Origin of the sequence: Kitasatospora sp. NBC_00458 (assembly GCF_036013975.1) — a bacterium.
Lineage (GTDB): Bacteria > Actinomycetota > Actinomycetes > Streptomycetales > Streptomycetaceae > Kitasatospora.
This window is the reverse complement of the sequence record NZ_CP107904.1, coordinates 4,204,220-4,221,901: the sequence shown is the minus strand read 5'-3', so window position 1 is coordinate 4,221,901 and position 17,682 is coordinate 4,204,220. Positions and strand designations below refer to the sequence as shown.

11 protein-coding genes are annotated in these 17,682 nt (G+C 74.4%); 5 read left to right on the top strand and 6 right to left on the bottom strand.

All coding sequences use genetic code 11. From position 1 onward, the window contains the following. Positions 1 to 131: 131 nt before the first annotated feature. Entirely contained in the window at positions 132 to 608 is a 477-nt protein-coding gene (locus tag OG550_RS17190) for a phage holin family protein (protein ID WP_327678500.1), read from the bottom strand. 193 nt (positions 609 to 801) lie between these two features. After that, entirely contained in the window at positions 802 to 2,427 is a 1,626-nt protein-coding gene (gene nhaA / locus OG550_RS17185) for a Na+/H+ antiporter NhaA (RefSeq protein WP_327678498.1), read from the bottom strand. Positions 2,428 to 2,875: 448 nt separating this feature from the next. Here nhaA and OG550_RS17180 point away from each other — a divergent pair, with 448 nt between their 5' ends. Then, on the top strand, positions 2,876 to 4,261 hold the full coding sequence (locus tag OG550_RS17180) for a serine hydrolase domain-containing protein (RefSeq protein WP_327678496.1): 1,386 nt from the start codon (positions 2,876 to 2,878) through the stop codon (positions 4,259 to 4,261). Positions 4,262 to 4,438: 177 nt separating this feature from the next. Here the strand turns inward: OG550_RS17180 and acs are convergent, their stop codons facing one another. The 3 genes from acs to OG550_RS17165 all read right to left on the bottom strand — a co-directional run bounded on the left by acs (position 4,439) and on the right by OG550_RS17165 (position 10,631). Continuing rightward, complete coding sequence (gene acs, locus OG550_RS17175) at positions 4,439 to 6,394, bottom strand: acetate--CoA ligase (RefSeq protein ID WP_327678493.1); 1,956 nt, start codon at positions 6,392 to 6,394, stop codon at positions 4,439 to 4,441. Between the two features lie 231 nt (positions 6,395 to 6,625). Then, positions 6,626 to 9,154, bottom strand: coding sequence for a bifunctional SulP family inorganic anion transporter/carbonic anhydrase (locus OG550_RS17170; RefSeq protein ID WP_327678491.1), 2,529 nt, complete (start codon positions 9,152 to 9,154; stop codon positions 6,626 to 6,628). 487 nt (positions 9,155 to 9,641) lie between these two features. Beyond that, complete coding sequence (locus tag OG550_RS17165) at positions 9,642 to 10,631, bottom strand: ATP-binding protein (protein WP_327678490.1); 990 nt, start codon at positions 10,629 to 10,631, stop codon at positions 9,642 to 9,644. 222 nt (positions 10,632 to 10,853) lie between these two features. On the opposite strand from OG550_RS17165, the gene OG550_RS17160 reads away from it, so the two are divergent. After that, a complete protein-coding gene (locus OG550_RS17160; RefSeq protein ID WP_327678488.1) occupies positions 10,854 to 11,753 on the top strand; it encodes an oxidoreductase in 900 nt (299 codons plus the stop codon). Between the two features lie 410 nt (positions 11,754 to 12,163). Here the strand turns inward: OG550_RS17160 and OG550_RS17155 are convergent, their stop codons facing one another. Next, positions 12,164 to 12,982, bottom strand: a complete 819-nt coding sequence (locus tag OG550_RS17155; RefSeq protein WP_327683939.1) for an HAD family hydrolase — start codon at positions 12,980 to 12,982, stop codon at positions 12,164 to 12,166. Between the two features lie 869 nt (positions 12,983 to 13,851). On the opposite strand from OG550_RS17155, the gene ssd reads away from it, so the two are divergent. From ssd to OG550_RS17140, 3 genes are all read left to right on the top strand, one after another. Then, positions 13,852 to 14,976: a septum site-determining protein Ssd gene (gene ssd / locus OG550_RS17150; RefSeq protein ID WP_327678486.1), complete on the top strand. Its 1,125-nt coding sequence runs from the start codon at positions 13,852 to 13,854 to the stop codon at positions 14,974 to 14,976. An 83-nt stretch (positions 14,977 to 15,059) separates the two neighbouring features. Further along, positions 15,060 to 16,322 carry a TadA family conjugal transfer-associated ATPase gene (locus OG550_RS17145; protein ID WP_327678484.1) on the top strand — a complete coding sequence of 421 codons (1,263 nt, stop codon included), beginning with the start codon at positions 15,060 to 15,062 and terminating at the stop codon, positions 16,320 to 16,322. 114 nt (positions 16,323 to 16,436) lie between these two features. Next, positions 16,437 to 17,528: a type II secretion system F family protein gene (locus OG550_RS17140; RefSeq protein WP_327678482.1), complete on the top strand. Its 1,092-nt coding sequence runs from the start codon at positions 16,437 to 16,439 to the stop codon at positions 17,526 to 17,528. Positions 17,529 to 17,682: the final 154 nt, after the last annotated feature.

Below are 17,682 nucleotides of genomic sequence, written 5' to 3'. Positions count from 1 at the left end.
CGTGCCGGTACCGCGCGCCGCCGCCGCGTACCGCCGCCCCGCGCCGCCCGCCTGCCCGTGCCCGCGCCCGCTGTGCCCGTGCCCGCCTGCCCGAGCCCTGCCGGTGCGTCTGCGGCCGCTCGGCACCGTCCTTACGGGATGCGGCCCAGGGCTCGGTCGATCTCCTCCTTGGTGGCGGGGCGCGGCCGGGCGTTCTTGAGCACGTCGGCGGTCTTCTGGGCGCCCTCGATGGTCCGGTGCGGCTTCTCGATCCGCTTGAAGGACCGCAGCGCCAGCAGGCCGAGCAGGACGGCCAGGAGCAGGTACGCGCCGGCCACGATCAGGAACGACCAGCCGAGCGAGAGGCCCAGCGCGTGGATCCCGTACGCGGCCGCGGCGCTCAGCATCGGGACGGCGGCCAGTGCCACCACGCCGGCGACCGCCAGCGAGACGCCGCCGGAGACGCCGCGCTTCACGTCCGCGCGCAGTTCGGCCTTGGCGAGCGCGATCTCGTCGTGGACCAGGGCGGAAAGGTCGGCGGTGGCCGCCGCGAACAGCTGCCCCACCGAACGCTCGCCCTCGTAGGGCGCCCGGCCGTTGCTGGACGGGTCTGCGGCTCCTGCGGGCATCAGCTGTTCTCCTCTTCGGCCGTGCGGCGTGTGACGCCGCCGCGCGGTGCGGCTCCCGGGCGGTTCCGGGGGACCGGGGCGGGCCCGGCGGCGTCGGTGGACTGTCGACAGTTCAGAATCATGCCCCTACCGCCCGAGCACACACCACTCCGGGGGCCCCGCAGGAGGGACGTGTCCCGGTGGGCGGGCCGCCTCAGCGGGTCCCGTCCCGGCCGTTCTCGGAGCGGCGGGCGGACTCCGCCCCGCGGGTCGGTTCGGCGCCGTCGGGCCGTCCGGTGGTGCCGGGCTGCTCGGTGCCGCCGGCCGGGTCGGTGGACCCGGCCGGGCCGGCGGCGGCTGACCCTCCGGTGCGGCCGGACCGCCCGGACGCGTCGCCCTGCCCCGGCGCGGCGGCCTGCCCCGGCGCGGCGGCCTGTCCCGGCGCACCGCCCTGTCCCGGCGCGGGGGGCTGCCCGAGCTCGTCGGCCCGTCCGGCGGCGCGGGCCCGCTCGGCCATGCGGGCCTGCCAGGCCGGGTCGTCGAGCTGGTAGACGTCGGGGATGCCGTCGCCGTCCAGGTCGCGGTCCTCCTCCTCGCACAGCTCCTGGTAGTGGCGGCTGCGCAGCTTCAGCAGCACGGTGGCGATCAGCGCGCAGAGCAGCGAGCCCACCAGGACGGCGGCCTTGGCCCGGTCGGCGAGCGCCGGGTCGTCGGGGAAGGCCAGTTCGCTGATCAGCAGTGAGACGGTGAAGCCGATGCCCGCCAGGACCGAGACGGCGAACATGTCGGCCCACTTGAGCTGCGGGTTCAGCTCGGCGCGGGTGAAGCGTGCGGCCAGCCAGGTCCCGCCGAAGACGCCCACGGTCTTCCCGGCGAGCAGGCCGATGATGATGCCGAGCGGGGTGGCCTGGGTGAACACCTCGCCGAGGGCGGGCCCGGTGATCGTCACCCCGGCGGCGAACAGGGCGAAGACCGGCACGGCCAGCCCGGCCGAGAGCGGGCGGACCAGGTGTTCGATGTGCTCGCCGGGGGACTGCTTCTCGTCACCCTCCCGGTGGCAGCGGAGGATCAGGCCCATCGCGACGCCCGCCACGGTGGCGTGCACGCCGCTCTCGTGCATCAGGGCCCAGATCAGGAAGGCCAGCGGCACGAAGAGGTACCAGCCGTGCACCCCGCGCCGGTGCAGGAACCAGAACAGCACCAGCCCGGCGAAGGAGAGCCCGAGCGCCCAGAACTTGATGCCGGAGCTGTAGAAGATCGCGATGATCAGGATGGCGATCAGGTCGTCCACGACGGCCAGGGTGAGCAGGAAGGCGCGCAGTGCGGACGGCAGGTTGCTGCCGACCACCGCGAGCACCCCGAGGGCGAAGGCGATGTCGGTGGCGGTCGGGATCGCCCAGCCGCCCGGGTGCCCGCCGGAGCCGGTGTTGGCGAGGGCGAAGAGGACGGCCGGGACCGCGACTCCGCAGACCGCCGCCACCACCGGCAGCAGCGCGGCGCTCGGGTTCCGCAGCTCGCCCGCGACGAACTCGCGCTTGAGCTCGATGCCGGCCACGAAGAAGAAGATCGCCAGCAGGCCGTCCTTGGCCCAGGCGTCGAGCGTGAGGTCCAGGTGGAGCGGGCCGGAGGGGCCGATGGTGTAGTCGAGGACGCTCTCGTAGGCGTCCGGCCAGACGTTGGCCCAGATCAGCGCGATCACGGCGGCGGTCAGGAGCAGGACGCCGCCGACCGTTTCGGTCCGCAGGGCGTCGGTGATGTACGTGCGCTCGGGGAGGGACAGCCTGCCGAGGAGCTGGCGGCGTCGGGTCGTCGGCTCTTGGACGGGCGGCTGGCTGGCCACGGGGGACCTCCTGGGCTGGGAAAACGGTGTCCGGATGCACCTGTGGTGCAGTGCCGACCAGACTTCCCGGCGCGCCCTGTGACGCGGCGATCTTGATGCGTCGTTGACATTCTAACGGGAACGGCAAGGCGACATCCGGATTGTCATACTTCAGGACCTAAGCCCTGGCGGCCTGTTCTGCACCCGTCCGAACTGCGATGCGACACCCGAACGGAGTCCGTGGCATGCAGACGGGTGAACGGCTCCCTATCGTCGACCGCAGGCGCCGGCCGGGTTCCGTCCGACCGGTGGCCTTCCCCGTTCCCTCCTGTCCCGGAGGCACCACCATGCCCAGACCGCCCCTGTTACGAGTCCCGAAGTCGCGAGCCGCGTCGTCGCGAGCGGCGTCGTCACCAGCGGCGTCATCACGAGCCGCGCCGTCGCAGCCCTTCCGCCGGAGCGGCCGGTCATGAACGGCGCCCTTCACCGCCTGACCGGCGGACTGCCCGGCCGTTCGTCCGACCGCCTGCCGGGCCTCCCGCCCGCCGACCGCTCCGATGATCCATCCGGTGACCGGTCCGGTGCCGACACCGAGCCCGGCCCCGACCTGGACCGGCTGCTCCGCCCGCTCTTCCGGGCAGCCGCCCCGGGCGGCGGCGCCGCAGTGGTGGTGATCCGCGGCGCCGAGCGGACGGTCGCCTGCCGGGGGCACGCGGAGCGCTCCGTCGAACGACCGGTCCGCGCCGACACCCGCTTCGAACTCGGATCCGTCACCAAGACCTTCACCGGGTTGCTGCTGGCCGAGATGGTCGCCCGCGGCGAGGTCCGCTACGACGACCCGATCGACCGCTACCTGCCCGCCGACGCCGCTCCCGGGTACCCGCACGAGCGCCCGATCACCCTGCTCCACCTGGCCACCCACACCTCCGGACTGCCCCGGCTGCCGGACGGGCTGCTCCCGGCGACGGCCCCGCGCTGGTTCACCCGCCCGTACGCCACCTTCGGCCCGGCCCATCTGCTCCGGGCGCTGCCCCGGACGGCGGTCCGCGGGACCCCGGGCGCGCAGGTGCGGTACTCCAACCTCGGTTGCGGTCTGCTCGGCCTGCTGCTGGCCAACGCGGCCGGCCAGCGGTACGACGACCTGCTCGCCGCCAGGGTCTGCGGGCCGCTCGGACTGGTCGACACCTCCTGCGGCCCCGGCCGCGACGAGGACGCCGGGTACCGGCGCGGTCGGCGCGTGCCGTCCTTCCGGCTGCCCGCCCTGCCGGGTGCGGCCGCGCTCCGCTCCACGGCGGACGACATGCTCCGCTACCTGCAGGCGCACCTGGCGCTGGACGCCGTCCCGCTCCCCGAGCGGGCCGACGCGGCGGTGCTGCGGACGGCGCTGGGCGAGGTTCGGCAGCCGCGCACCGGCGGTCGGCGCGGCGGAGTCCGGATCTGCCTGGGCTGGAACCACCGCTCGCTCCGGTGGCACCCGGACGCGGCGGACCCGGTGGAGGCGGCGCGCCCGCCGGAGAGGTCGGGAAGGTCGGAGAGGCCGGGCCGGTACGACCGCTCCGACCGGCCGGTCCCGGAGGGCCTGCCGGTCTCGGAGGGCCCGCCGGTCTCGGAGGCCGATGCGGACATCGGCGCGGACACCGGCGCGGACGTCGGCGGGGGCCTCGGCGCGGACCCCGACGAGATGGTCTACCACGCGGGCGTCACCCGGAGGTTCACCACCTTCGTCGGGTTCAGCCCGCGAGCCCAGGTCGGGCTCGCGGTGATGGCCGGCGCACTGCCGCTGCGCAGCCGCGGTCTGGTCCAGGGCGCGTACGACACCCTGCGCACCCTGGTCGCCGAGCGCCGGGGGGCCTGACCGGTCCGGCGCCGGGTGGTCCGGTCGTTCCGCCCCCTGCGGGGCACCGCCGTCGGCGGGGCCGGATCGCCCGCCCGCTTCCCGCCCCCGCCGACGGCGGTGCCCCCGGGCGGTCGTCACCGCCCGGGGGCACCGTGTGCTCCGGAGTCGTCCGGCGTTCTCCGCCGTCCGGATCGGTCAGCTCTCGCTGCCCGCCGGGGGGAGCTGGGCCTGGATCAGGTTCATCACCGTGGAGTCGGCCAGCGTGGTGGTGTCGCCGATCTCGCGGCCCTCGGCGATGTCACGCAGCAGGCGGCGCATGATCTTGCCGGAGCGGGTCTTCGGCAGCTCGCCGACCACCTTGATCTGCTTCGGCTTGGCGATCGGACCGAGGGTCCGGCCGACGTGCGCCCGCAGCTCCTCGACCAGCTCGGGGCTGTCGGTGGCGGTGCCGCGGAGGATGACGAAGGCGACGATCGCCTGACCGGTGGTGGCGTCGGTGGCGCCGACGACCGCGGACTCGGCCACGGACGGGTGCCCGACCAAGGCCGACTCGACCTCGGTGGTCGAGATGTTGTGGCCCGAGACCAGCATGACGTCGTCGACCCGGCCGAGCAGCCAGATGTCGCCGTCCTCGTCCTTCTTGGCCCCGTCACCGGCGAAGTAGCGGCCCTCGAAGCGCGACCAGTAGGTGTCGATGTAGCGCTGGTCGTCGCCCCAGATGGTGCGCAGCATGGACGGCCACGGCTCGGTGAGCACCAGGTAGCCGCCGGAGCCGTTCGGGACCTCGCGGGCCTCGTCGTCGACCACGGTGGCGGCGATGCCGGGGAGCGCGCGCTGGGCCGAGCCGGGCTTGGTCTCGGTGACGCCCGGGAGCGGGCTGATCATCATCGCGCCGGTCTCGGTCTGCCACCAGGTGTCCACGATCGGGGCCTTGCCGGCGCCGATGTGATCGCGGTACCAGATCCACGCCTCGGGGTTGATCGGCTCGCCGACGCTGCCCAGGACCCGCAGCGAGGAGAGGTCGAACTTCGCGGGGATGTCGTCGCCCCACTTCATGAAGGTGCGGATCGCGGTGGGCGCGGTGTAGAGGATCGTCACGCCGTACTTCTGGACGATCTCCCAGAACCGGCCCTGGTGCGGGGTGTCCGGGGTGCCCTCGTAGATGACCTGGGTGGCGCCGTTGGAGAGCGGGCCGTAGACGATGTACGAGTGCCCGGTGACCCAGCCGATGTCGGCGGTGCACCAGTAGACGTCGGACTCCGGCTTGAGGTCGAAGACCGCGTGGTGGGTGTAGCTGGCCTGGGTGAGGTAGCCGCCCGAGGTGTGCAGGATGCCCTTGGGCTTACCGGTGGTGCCCGAGGTGTAGAGGATGAAGAGCGGGTGCTCGGCGTCGTGCGCCTCGGGGGTGTGCTCGGTGGACTGGCGCGCGGTGAGCTCGTGCCACCAGACGTCGCGGCCCTCGGTCCAGGAGACCTCCTGGCCGGTGCGGCGGACGACCAGGACGTGCTCGACGCCGTCGACCTTGGTCAGCGCCTCGTCGATGGCCGGCTTGAGCGCGGACGGCTTGCCGCGCCGGTAGCCGCCGTCGGCGGTGATGACCAGCTTGGCCTGGGCGTCCTGGATGCGGGAGGCCACGGCGTCGGCGGAGAAGCCGCCGAAGACCACCGAGTGGGTGGCGCCGATCCGGGCGCAGGCGAGGATCGCGACGACCGCCTCGGCGATCATGGGCAGGTAGACCGCGACGCGGTCGCCCTTGCGGACCCCGAGCTCCAGTAGCGCATTGGCGGCCTGCGAGACCTCGTCCTTGAGCTGGGCGTAGGTGATGGAGCGGCCGTCGCCGGGCTCGCCCTCGAAGTGGATGGCGACGCGGTCGCCGTTGCCCGCCTCGACGTGGCGGTCGACGCAGTTGTAGGCCACGTTGAGCTTGCCGTCGGCGAACCACTTGGCGAACGGCGGGTTGGACCAGTCGAGCGTCTCGGTGGGCTCGACGGCCCAGGTGAGGCGGCGGGCCTGCTCGGCCCAGAAGCCGAGGCGGTCCTCGGAGGCCTGAGCGTACGCGGCCGCGGTGACGTTGGCGGCTGCGGCGAGCTCTGCCGGCGGGGCGAAGCGCCGTTCCTCCTTGAGCAGGTTGGCCAGGCTCTCGTTGCTCAACGCGCACTCCTCATCGAGTCATGATCGGGGTCAATCCCGTGCGTGGGGATTGTCCCGTGTGTCCCAGCGCACAGCTCACCAGGCGAAGAGGTCAGTTGACAAGAGGCTCCGGGGAATTGGTGTAGACCTTTGACCGGACGTCGAACGATCGCCCGAGGCCGGGGTGGTCCGGGCGGTGCGTCGGAGGTGGGCCCGCGTCCCTGCCCGCCTGGCGGGACGCGGGCCCGGCTCTCAGGCGGCCAGTCCCGGACCGCCCCCGGTCCTGGTCGCATCGGCGGGGTCCGTGCCGGAGGCTGGGACCTGTTCGAATTCATTCACTCGTTCGGGCGTGTCGCGGCCGGCCGCCGAAGTGGACACGGCGGATGCGGCGGCGGCGGTGTCCGGGCCCGGGGTGCCCGTGGTGCCCAGGGTGCCGGTGGGGTCGGTGGTGCCGGTGCCCGTGGGGGCGGGGCCGGTGGTGACCTGGCCCCCGGCCGGCGCGCCCAGCGCCTCGACCGGGCCGAACCTGCCGCTCGCGCGGTCGAGCACGTAGGCCTGTGCGGTGGCGAAGTCGAAGTACATCCCGACCAGTCGCAGCCTGCCGTCGGCGACCCGCCGCTCCACGGCGGGGTTGGCCATCAGCTGGTCCAGCTGCTGGACCACGTTGGTGATGCAGAGCTGCTCGACCAGGTCGACCACCGGCCGGGCGGTGAACTCGGCCGGGACCCGTCGCAACCGGTCCAGGGAGCCGCGGCCGTTGCGAAGCCACCGGGCCAGCGGGGTCGGCGGGCCGGGGCGTTCGTGCAGTCCGTCCAGCAGGGCCTTCATCGCCCCGCAGCCCGAGTGCCCGCAGACCGTGATCGAGCGCACCTCCAGGACCTCGACGGCGTACTGCACCGCCGCAGCCACGGAGTCGTCGGCCGCGCCCGGCTCGAACGGCGCCGGCACCAGGTTGCCGACGTTGCGGACGGTGAAGAGGTCGCCCGGGCCGCTGTTGGTGATCATGCTGGTGACCATCCGCGAGTCCGCACACGTCAGGAAGAGCTCGGACGGCGTCTGGCCCTCGCGGGCGAGCCGGGCGAGTTCGGGCCGGACCAGCGGGGCGGTGTGCAGCTGGAACACCCGGACCCCGTCCAGCAGCCGGCCGTGCGGGTCCTCCTGCTGTTCGATGCAGTGGTGGCCGACCCAGGGCGTCCAGGCGCGGCAGCGGTGCGGGCCGGGGGAGCTGCCCGTGCGGACCGTGCCGTCGGGATCGAGGACCTCGTCGTCCAGGCGGCGCGTCGTCATCGTGACCCGGCCGCCGGCGGCCTGGTACCCGGTGCGCCAGCTGTGCAGGGTCTCGTACGCGGCGTGGTCGAGGAAGGACCCGTCGTGGACGACCGCGACCTCGGCTCCGGCCGGGAGCCCGCCGAGCGCCCGGCTCAGCCTGGGGACGGCGGTGAAGGTGAGCGGCCCGTGCGTCTCCACGGTGAACGAGCCGGCGGGGCCGCTCAGGACGTCCACGTGGGCGCGGGTCAGCCGGTACAGCGCGAGCACGACGGCCGTCGCCGCGCCCAGCGCGACGCCGGGCAGCACGCCGAGGAGCACCACGCCCGCCACGGTGGTGAGGTAGACCGGGAACTCGCGGTGCCGGTGGACCTTGCGGATGTGCGCGAAGCTCACCATCTGCAGGCCGACGACCAGCACCAGTGCGGCGAGCGCCGAGAGCGGGATCCGGCGCAGTCCGCCGGTGAGCGCCAGCGCCGCGGCCAGCACCCAGACGCCGTGCAGCACCGAGGACCAGCGACTCCGGGCCCCGGCGCGGACGTTGGCCGTGCTGCGCACCGCGCCGCCGGCGATCGGCAGGCCGCCGACCAGGCCGCTGATCATGTTGGCGAGGCCCTGCCCGCGCAGTTCGCGGTCGAGGTCCCCGGTGCGGTGGGACATCCGGTCGACGGCGACGGCGGAGAGCAGCGACTCGACGCTCGCCACGGCCGTGACGGTCAGCACGGCGGCGAGCACGGCGGCGGGCGACCCGTGCGGCAGGTCGGGGACGAGGTCGTGCGGCTGCCAGGCGGGCAGTTCGACCCGCGCGAGCCGGAGGTCCAGCACGACGGAGAGCGTGGTGGCGACGGCGACGGCGGCCAGCGGTCCGGGCACCTTGGCGAGCCTGCTCCCGAACTCCCCGGCCCGGCCGGGGAGCCGGCGCAGTCCGGGCCAGCCGAGCAGGACGGCCGCGGTGACGCTGCCGACGGCCAGCGCGGACGGGTGCGGGACGGCCAACTGGCCCGGTAGGGCGAGCAGGTTGGCCAGGGCCGAGCTCTGCGGGGATCCGCCGAGGACGACGTGCAGTTGCGCGATGGCGATGGTGAGGCCGACTCCGGCCAGCATCCCGTGCACGATGGCGGGCGAGACCGCGAGCGCGGTGCGGGCCACCCGGCGCACCCCGAGCAGGAGTTGGAGCAGTCCGGCGGCGAGGGTGATGGCGCAGGTGGCCTGCCAGCCGTACTGGGAGATCAGTCCGGCGGTGATCACGGTCAGCGCGGCGGAGGGCCCGCTGACCTGGAGGGGGGTGCCGCCGAACAGGCCGACCACGATGCCCCCGACGGCTGCCGCGGCGAGGCCGGAGGTCAGCGGGGCGCCGGTGGCCAGGGCGATGCCGAGCGAGAACGGCACGGCGATCAGGAAGACCACGAGGGAGGCGGAGAGGTCGGGCGCCCAGGGGAAGCGGGGGCGTCCGCCCGGTGGCGCGTGGTCGGTGGTGTCGGAGGCGATGGGTGCGCTGGAGATGTCGAGGGTCATATGTCTTCCCGTCTTTTCCGGGGGAACGAACGCAGTCAGGTCCGGCGGTGCGGTGAGCCGGTGATGGGCTCGGCGAGTCGGATCGGCTGTCGTGGGTCGCGACGGCGTGGCGGGATGGCGTGGTCGCGGCGGGGAGTGCGGGTGTCACCGGCCGGACCGTGGACCATCAGGGGTCTCGACGACTGCTCGTCGAGGGCGATGGGAGGAGCCATGCCTCGGAGAGGGCCGTCGGGACGAGACGAACATCAAGACTCGGTAAACCGAGGGTAATGGGATCTTTGCACAGCGTCATCTCGGGGGATAGGCAATATCGCCTGATTCACCCCATTGGGTGGTGGTCGAACGGACGGGAATCTGCTGGTGGGGCGCCCGCGGCGGTGTCGGGGCCGGGCCGGCCGGGCCCGAACGCCGAACGGGCCGCGGCCTCCCCGGGTGGGGAGGCCGCGGCCCGTAGGCGGTCCGGCGGCGGATCGCCGCAGCCGGGGCGTCAGGCGGGTGCGCCGGCGGCGGCGGGTTCGTCGCCGAGCACGAAGTCGTGGTCGACCTGGGTGGCGAGGTCGATGCCGACCTTGGCGTTGGCCCAGCTCTCGGCGTTGCGGAGGTGGAAGAGGACGGCCTGCTCGGTGTACCGGCGGGCGTCCCGCCGGTCGTACGCGGCGTCCGCCTCCGTGCGCAGCTCGTCCAGGACGGCGCGGTTGGCCGGCTCCAGGGCGCGCAGGTGGGGTTCCGCGCCCTGCTCCAGCCGGCGCACCCAGTCGGACTGCCCGAAGGTGGTCAGCAGGTCGTCGCCGACCTCGCGGCGGAGGAACGCCAGGTCGTCCGGTCCCTGCACCTTGTTGCCCACCACCCGCAGCCGTACGCCGAAGTCGCGCGCGTAGTCGCGGTACTGGCGGTAGACCGAGACGCCCTTGCGGGTCGGTTCGGCGACCAGGAAGGTCAGGTCGAAACGGGTGAACAGCCCCGAGGCGAAGGAGTCGGAGCCTGCGGTCATGTCGGTGACGACGTACTCGTCCCGGCCGTCGACCAGGTGGTTGAGCAGTAGCTCGACCGCGCCGACCTTGGAGTGGTAGCAGGCCACGCCGAGGTCCTCCTCGGTGAACGCCCCGGTCGCCAGCAGTCGCACGGACCCCTCGTCGAGCGCGACCGGCCGGGCGCAGGCCGCGTACACCGGGTTCTCCTCGACGATCCTGAGCAGGCGGGAGCCGGGGCCGGGCGGAGTGGTCTTGATCATCTCCTCGGCGGACCGGATCAGCGGGTTCGAGCCGCGCAGGTACTCCTTGATCTCGGGCAGGCGCGCCCCGAGCGAGGGCAGGCCGGCGGCCTGGTCGTCCGTCAGCCCGAGCGCGGGGCCGAGGTGCTGGTTGATGTCGGCGTCGACGGCGATGACCGGGCGGCCCGCGGCGGCCAGGTGGCGGATGAACAGTGCGGACAGCGTGGTCTTGCCGCTGCCGCCCTTGCCGACGAAGGCGATCTTCATCTGGGACTCCGGCTCTCGCTCGATCTGGGCCCGCCGCGGTCGCACGTCCGCTCCGCGGCCGGGGTCGACGATCTCCAGAACTGGAAATCGTTATCGATTCCGATAGCGGTCATGCTATCCGGGGTTTCGGGCGGTTCGCCGGAGGGAAGTGAGGATTGCCTCTAACGGGTGATGTGAGGTTGCCGTTCCGGGAGTGGCACCCCGTTCATTACCCTCGGGTAGGTGAGCACTGGAACAGATCCCCTCGCCCCGCTGGCCCAGCTCCCCGGGGTGCCCGACGCGGTGGCCGAGGTGCGCAAGGCCGTCGACCGCCTCTACGGCCACCGGGTGATGCGCCGCCGCGCCGCCGAGGTCACCTCCGAGTCCGCCCTGCGCGGCGCCCGCGCCTCCGCCGCACTGGCCGGGGCGGACTGGCCGCTGGAGGAGGTCCGGCGCCGCAGCGACTTCGGTGCCGACCCCGGGGCCCGCACGGTCGGCGCCGCGCTGCGGATCTCCGCCGAGGCCGGCCAGCTGCTGAGTATCTGGCGGCATTCGCCGCTCCAGGTGCTGGCCCGGCTGCACCTGCTCGCGGTGGGCGACTCCGACGCCCCCGCGGGACGGCCGCGCCAGGCGGGGGAGGGGGCCGACGACCCGTTCCCGCTGGAGCTCCCCCCGGTGGAGGGGGTCGACGCGCCGGTGCCGGATGCGGCGGACGGTCCGGCGCCCGGACTGCCCCCCGCGCCGGGGTCGGAGGAGGTCGCCGCCCGGCTGGACCAGCTCTCCCGGCTGCTGGTGGCCCGCGCCGAGGGGCAGGGCGTGGGGACCCCCGCGCTGGTGGTCGCCTCGGTGGTGCACGGGGAACTGCTGGCGCTGCGGCCGTTCGGCTCCCACAACGGCCTGATCGCCCGCGCCGCGCAGCGGATCGTGCTGATCGCGGAGGGGCTGGACCCGAAGTCGATCTGCCCGGCCGAGGTCGGCCTCGCGGAGCTGGGGACGGACGCCTACCGGCGGGCCCTGGCGGGCTACCTGGCGGGGACGCCGGAGGGGCTGGCGGCCTGGATCGGCCACTGCGGGCGGGGCCTGCGGCTCGGGGTGCGGGAGTCCACGGCGGTCTGCGAGGCGATGCAGCGCGGCATGGTCTGATCCGGTTGCCGGTTGCCGGTTGCCGGTTGCCGGTTGCCGGTTGCCGGGCTCGGCCGGGCCGGACAGACGGATGCGGCGGCACCTGATCCTGCCGGGTGCCGCCGCTGGCACAGATGCCGGGTGACCATGCATGCACCGGAAGTGCCCATCAGACGGGGATCCTGCCCGTTCGTCTGGTGCGGCGGCCCGACAGCGGGTCGGCTGCATGTGGGTGCTCGGCTATCTGTACACGCGGTCCGTGGGGCCTTAACTGCGTTGTCGGTTTGACCTCTTCGGTCCTGACCGGGTCTCGCGGGCCGTGCTTCATTTGTATCGCGTTTCGGGCGAAAGGGGAACCCGAAACGAGAAGTCTTCGGCTTTTGTCCGGTTCACCCCCGCCTGTAGGGGTCCGTCCTGGTTCCGCTCGGCGGTCAGGCCACCGGTCGCCGCCGCCGGGCCAGGTACCAGATCACCCCGGCCGTGAGCATCGCCGTGCCGACCGCCACCGCCGTCAGCACCGATCCGCTCGGGGCCGAGAACTCCGGGAGCCGCCGCCGGAGTTCCACCGGCCGGTCGAATACCAGGACCGGCCACTCGCGGGCGACCGCCTCCTTGCGCAGCGCGCGGTCCGGGTTGACCGCCGACGGGTGGCCGACCGCCTCCAGCAGCGGCAGGTCGGTGGACGAGTCGCTGTAGGCGTAGCACTCGGCGAGGTCGTAGCCCTCGCGCTCGGCCAACTCCCGGATGGCGGCGGCCTTGTTCTCGGCGTAGGCGTAGTACTCGATCTCGCCCGTGTAGCAGCCGTCCTCGATCTTCAGCCGGGTCGCGATCACGTGGTCGGCGCCGAGCAGCGCGCCGATCGGCTCGACCACCTCGGAGCCGGAGCTGCTGACGATGACGACGTCGCGGCCGGCCGCGTGGTGCTGCTCGATGAGCGAGGCGGCCTCGTCGTAGATGATCGGGTCGATCAGGTTGTGCAGGGTCTCGGCGACGATCTCGCGGACCTGCTGCACGTTCCAGCCCCGGGTGAGCGCGGAGAGATACTCGCGCATCTTCTCCATCTGGTCGTGGTCCGCGCCGCCCACCAGGAAGACGAACTGGGCGTACGCACTTCGCAGGACGGCCCGACGGTTGATCAGACCGCCTTGGTAGAAGGGGCGGCTGAACGCGAGGGCGCTCGACTTGGCGATGATCGTCTTGTCGAGGTCGAAGAAGGCGGCGGTCCGCGGGCCGGTCTGGTGCGGCCGCACGGCCGGGGGCCTGACGGCCTGGGCACCGCCTGCGGCTCCGGCCGCGATTTCGGCCGGCGCGCCGGTCAGGGGCGTCCCGGCGGTCCCGGACGTCCCGGCGGCCGGGGCCGCCCCGGTGCCTCCGGGAGCCTCGGCGGCTCCGGTGGTGGAGTCCGGGGACTCGTCGGCGTACTCGTCGGCGTTCTCGGTGGTGTCCACGGGAACCGAGGATAGAGGGCACCACAAAACCGCCCGCCATTCGGCGTACTCGCGGGCGTGCGGGTTTGTGTTTCTGGCCGCTCGGGTACACCATGGAAGTCACGGATCGTTCGCGACCGTGCTAACCCGGTCCGGCTCCTCCCCCCCGAGTCGGACCGTGGATAGACGACCCCCGCTCTCCCCCCCGGCGGGGGTCGTCGCACGTCCGGGGCCATTTTCCGGGCTCGACGCCGTCGGCCGGGAGAATCGGCCGGCCGGACCGGCGGGTGTCTACGGGGGGTGTCGACAATGGGGCTCCCCGACCGGTTTGGTCACTCTCCGTAGATCATTGCTCATGGCTGCCCCCGCGCCCCCGAACACGGGGAATGGTGCTCCGAAGCCGCTGCCGGAGCCGGTGCTTCCCCTTGGCACGGCCTATGCGGTTCTTCTCGGTGGAGCCGTTTCGTCAATTCTTTGCTCAATAGCCCCCCGTCCGGGTGAACGTTTTCATCCACAGCCCCCGAGTTGTCCACAGGGAATCGGAAGCCGGCGGACGGAATCCGGATCACCGCCCACCGTGATGGTCGGCAGCGGTCACCGGGTCCGTGCTGCGGGCCCGCGGCCGGCTGCCGCACCGACCGGACAGCTGCCCGGCCGCCCTGTGCGGCCCGGCACCTCACAGGGGAGCCGCCATGTCGAAGCCCACCGCCGACCGCGCCACCGCCGGGGGCCCCGAGCCCGCCCGACCGCTCGTCCTCACCGGGGACGACGGCCTCGCCGAACACCTGCTGCGGATCTGTGCGGCGGCCGGCACCGAACCGCGGCTGATCCGGGGAGCGCCGCCGCCGCGCGAGCTGTGGGAGGAGTCGTCGCTGGTCCTGGTCGGCGACGACCGGGCCGGACAGTGCTCCGGGCTGCCCCGCCGGGCCGGGGTGCTGCTGCTGGGGCTCGACCTCGACGACCCGGGCGTCTGGGTCAGAGCCGTCCAACTCGGCGCCGAGCACGTGCTGTTCCTTCCCGATGCGGAGGCCTGGCTGCTCGACCGGATCGCCGACGCCGTGGAGGGCGTCGGCACCCCGGCGCTCACCGTCGCGGTGATCGGCGGCCGGGGCGGCGCGGGCGCCTCCACCCTGGCGTGCGCGCTCGCCGTGACCGCCGCGCGCCGCGGACGGCGGACCGTCCTCGTCGACGGTGACCCCCTGGGCGGCGGGCTCGACCTGCTGCTCGGCGGTGAGACGGCAGCGGGCCTGCGCTGGCCCGACCTGGCCGGCTCGCGGGGCCGGGTGAGCGGCGCCGAGCTGGCCCGGGCGCTGCCCGTGCTCAAGCGGCTCACCGCGCTGTCCTGCCTCTCCTGGGACCGGGGCGACACGCTGGCCGTGCCGCCCGGGGCCATGCGCAGCGTGCTGGCCGCCGCCCGCCGCCGCGGTGGCCTGGTCGTGGTCGACGTGCCGCGGAGGCTCGATCCGGCGGCCGGGCAGGCCCTGGAGCAGTCCGACACGGCCCTGCTGGTGGTGCCCGCCGAGCTGCGCGCGGTGGCGGCCGCCGACCGGGTGGCGGCGTCCGCCCGGATGCGGATCGAGGACGTGCGGGCCGTGGTGCGCCCCCTGGGGCCCTTCGGGCTCCCGGCCCGGAAGATCGCGCAGGGGCTGCGCATGCAACTCGCCGGGGTGCTGGATCCGGAGCCGGGCCTGGATGCCGACGTCGAGCAGGGAGTGCCGCCCGGCATCCGGGAGAACGGCCCGCTCGCGCGCTTCTGCGTGACTTTCCTGGACGAGGTGCTGCCGCCGGTGCCGGCGGTCGGGGGAGGTGTCTACTGATGGTCCGTCTACGTCGAACGGGCGGCGCGGGAGGTTCCGCCGACCGGTGCGCCGGAGCGTACGAACGGCGGCCGCTCCGGAGCGTGCCCGCCACCGGGACGGTCATCCCGGCCACGGGCCCGCCGTCCGAACCCAACCCCTACGGGCGGACGGCGCGGGAGGAGCGGACGGCTGCGCTGGTCGACGCCGTCCGGCTGCGGCTGGCCGAGTCCGGGGCCGCACCGACGGCCGGTTCGGTCGCGACCGCCCTGCGTGCCGCCCGGCCGCCGCTCGGCGGCGACGACGTCCTCGACACCGTGCGCTCGCTCTGCGCCGAACTGGTGGGTGCGGGCCCGCTGGACCGGCTGCTGGCGGCGCCCGACGTCACGGACGTCCTGGTCAACGGCCCGGACGAGGTCTGGGTCGACCGGGGCGGTGGGCTCCGCCGGGCCACCGGCGTCCGCTTCGCCGACGCCGAGGCGGTGCGGCGGCTGGCCCACCGCCTGGCCACGGCGGCCGGGCGCCGGCTCGACGACGCGCGGCCCTGGGTGGACGCCCGGCTGCCGGACGGCACCAGGCTGCACGCGGTGCTGCCGCCGATCGCGGCCGGCTGCACGCACATCTCGCTGCGGGTCTGCCGCTCCCGGCCGTTCACCCTGGACGAGCTGGTGGGCGGTGGTTCGGTCCCTCCGCGTGGTGCGGAGCTACTGGCCGGCATCCTGCGGGCCCGGCTCTCGCTGCTGGTCAGCGGCGGCACCGGGACAGGGAAGACCACCCTGTTGTCGGCGCTGCTCGGCCTGGTCGGTCCGGGGGAGCGGATCGTCGTCGCCGAGGACTCCGCCGAGCTGCGACCGGACCATCCGCACGTGGTCCGGCTGCAGAGCCGCCCGCCCAACCAGGAGGGGCTGGGCGAGCTGACGCTGCGGGACCTGGTCCGCCAGGCGCTGCGGATGCGGCCCGACCGGCTGGTGGTCGGAGAGGTGCGCGGGGCCGAGGTCGCGGACCTCCTGGCCGCCCTCAACACCGGCCACGAAGGAGGCTCCGGGACCGTCCACGCCAATACCGCCGCGGACGTGCCGGTCCGACTGGAGGCGCTCGGCTCGCTGGCCGGGCTGGACCGGGCGGCCCTGCACAGCCAGCTCCGGGCCGCACTGGACGTGGTGGTGCACCTCGTGCGGGAGCCCGCCACCGGCAGACGGCGGGTCGCCGAGATCCACACCCTGGCCGGTGACCGGCACGGACTGGCCGTCACCACCCCCGCGGTGACGTTCACGACGGACGGCGGCACGGTCCCGGGGCCCGGCTGGGAGCGGCTGACCCGGGTGCTCGCCGGCCGCGGGGTGCGGCTCGCCGGAGGCCCGGCGTGACGGCGGCCTCGGCGGAGGCGGTGTTCGTCCTACTGCTGTGCGGATGCGTGGCGGGCGCACTGCTGATGCCCGGGACGTGGAGCGGGAGAGACCGAGGAGAGGTTGGTGACGGACATGACGGTTGACCGGGTCGAACTCTGCTGGACGACGGCGCTCTGCGGAGCGGCGACGGCCGGATGGTGGCGCCTGCAGCGGCAGTTCGCGGGGGTCCGGCGGACCAGGGGGATGCTCGGCGGGCTCGGTGAGGTCGGCGGGTTCGGCGGAGCCGGTGGGTTCGACGGCGGTGGGTGGGGTCGACGGCCCCGGCCGCGGGCCGTGGCGCTGCTCGGCGGCCGGGCGGGCAGGCTCTGGCGGAGTGTCCGCGGTGCACCCGAACTGCTGCTCCTGCCCGGCGGGTTGGCGGCCTGCTGGGTGACGGTGTCGCCCGTCCCCGTGCTGGCCGCCGGGCTGGCCGTCCTGCCGGTACGGCGGTGGCGGCTGCGGCGGGCGGCGGCGGTCGAGGCCGGGCTGCGGGCGGCCGCGGTGGTGGAGCTCTGCGCCGCTCTGGCGGGAGAGCTTCGCAGCGGGGCGACTCCCGAACAGGCCCTGCACCTGGTGACCACGCGGATCGCCGCCGACCGCGCCGAGCTGAGCCGGATCGGTCAGGAGCCGGTCGCCCGGCTCGCGGCCGGACGGTACGGCGCGGACGTGCCCGCCGCGCTCCGGCTGCTCGCCGAACTGCCGGGCGGCCGCGGGGCGGCCGCCGTGGCCGCCTGCTGGCGGGTCGCCTCCGACGGCGGGAGCGGGCTGGCGGCCGGGCTCGACGGGGTGGCCGAGGCGCTGCGCGTCGAACGGTCGCTGGCCGAGGAGATCGCCGCCGAACTGGCGGCGCCGCGCACCACGATCGCGGTGCTGGCCGGGTTGCCGTTCGCGGGGCTGCTGCTCGGTGCGGCGATGGGTGCCCGGCCGTTGGACGTCCTGCTCCACACGTCCGCCGGGCTGGCCTGCCTGGTGGCGGGGGCGGCCCTGGAGGGGCTCGGACTGGCCTGGACGGCGCGCATCGTCCGGTCGGCGGCAGAGGGGGCGCTGGAAGCCCCTCCGGAGGGCGGGCCGCCCGTCGAGGGGCGGCCGGAGGCCGGCGACGGGTGGAGGTGCGGGATCTCCCGCACCCGGGTGCGGGAGGGGCGGCCGAGCGGATCGTTCCGACGGGAGGCGATGTCGTCGTGACGCGGACGGCGGACTGGGCCTACGCCGTGGCGCCCGTGGCCGCGGTCGGCGCGATGGTCCACGGCGAATGGCGCGCACGACGGGCGGAGCGGAGGCGGTCGGCGGCCTGGGCCGGTCCGGCAGGCCCTCCGGCGGGGCGCCCGGTGGGCCGGTG

Coding starts and splice junctions, on each gene's coding strand:
- OG550_RS17190 (WP_327678500.1), bottom strand. CDS start 608: ATGCCCGCAGGAGCCGCAGACCCGTCCAGCAACGGCCGGGCGCCCTAC.
- OG550_RS17180 (WP_327678496.1), top strand. CDS start 2,876: ATGAACGGCGCCCTTCACCGCCTGACCGGCGGACTGCCCGGCCGTTCG.
- OG550_RS17170 (WP_327678491.1), bottom strand. CDS start 9,154: ATGACCCTCGACATCTCCAGCGCACCCATCGCCTCCGACACCACCGAC.
- OG550_RS17165 (WP_327678490.1), bottom strand. CDS start 10,631: ATGAAGATCGCCTTCGTCGGCAAGGGCGGCAGCGGCAAGACCACGCTG.
- ssd (WP_327678486.1), top strand. CDS start 13,852: ATGTCGAAGCCCACCGCCGACCGCGCCACCGCCGGGGGCCCCGAGCCC.
- OG550_RS17140 (WP_327678482.1), top strand. CDS start 16,437: ATGACGGTTGACCGGGTCGAACTCTGCTGGACGACGGCGCTCTGCGGA.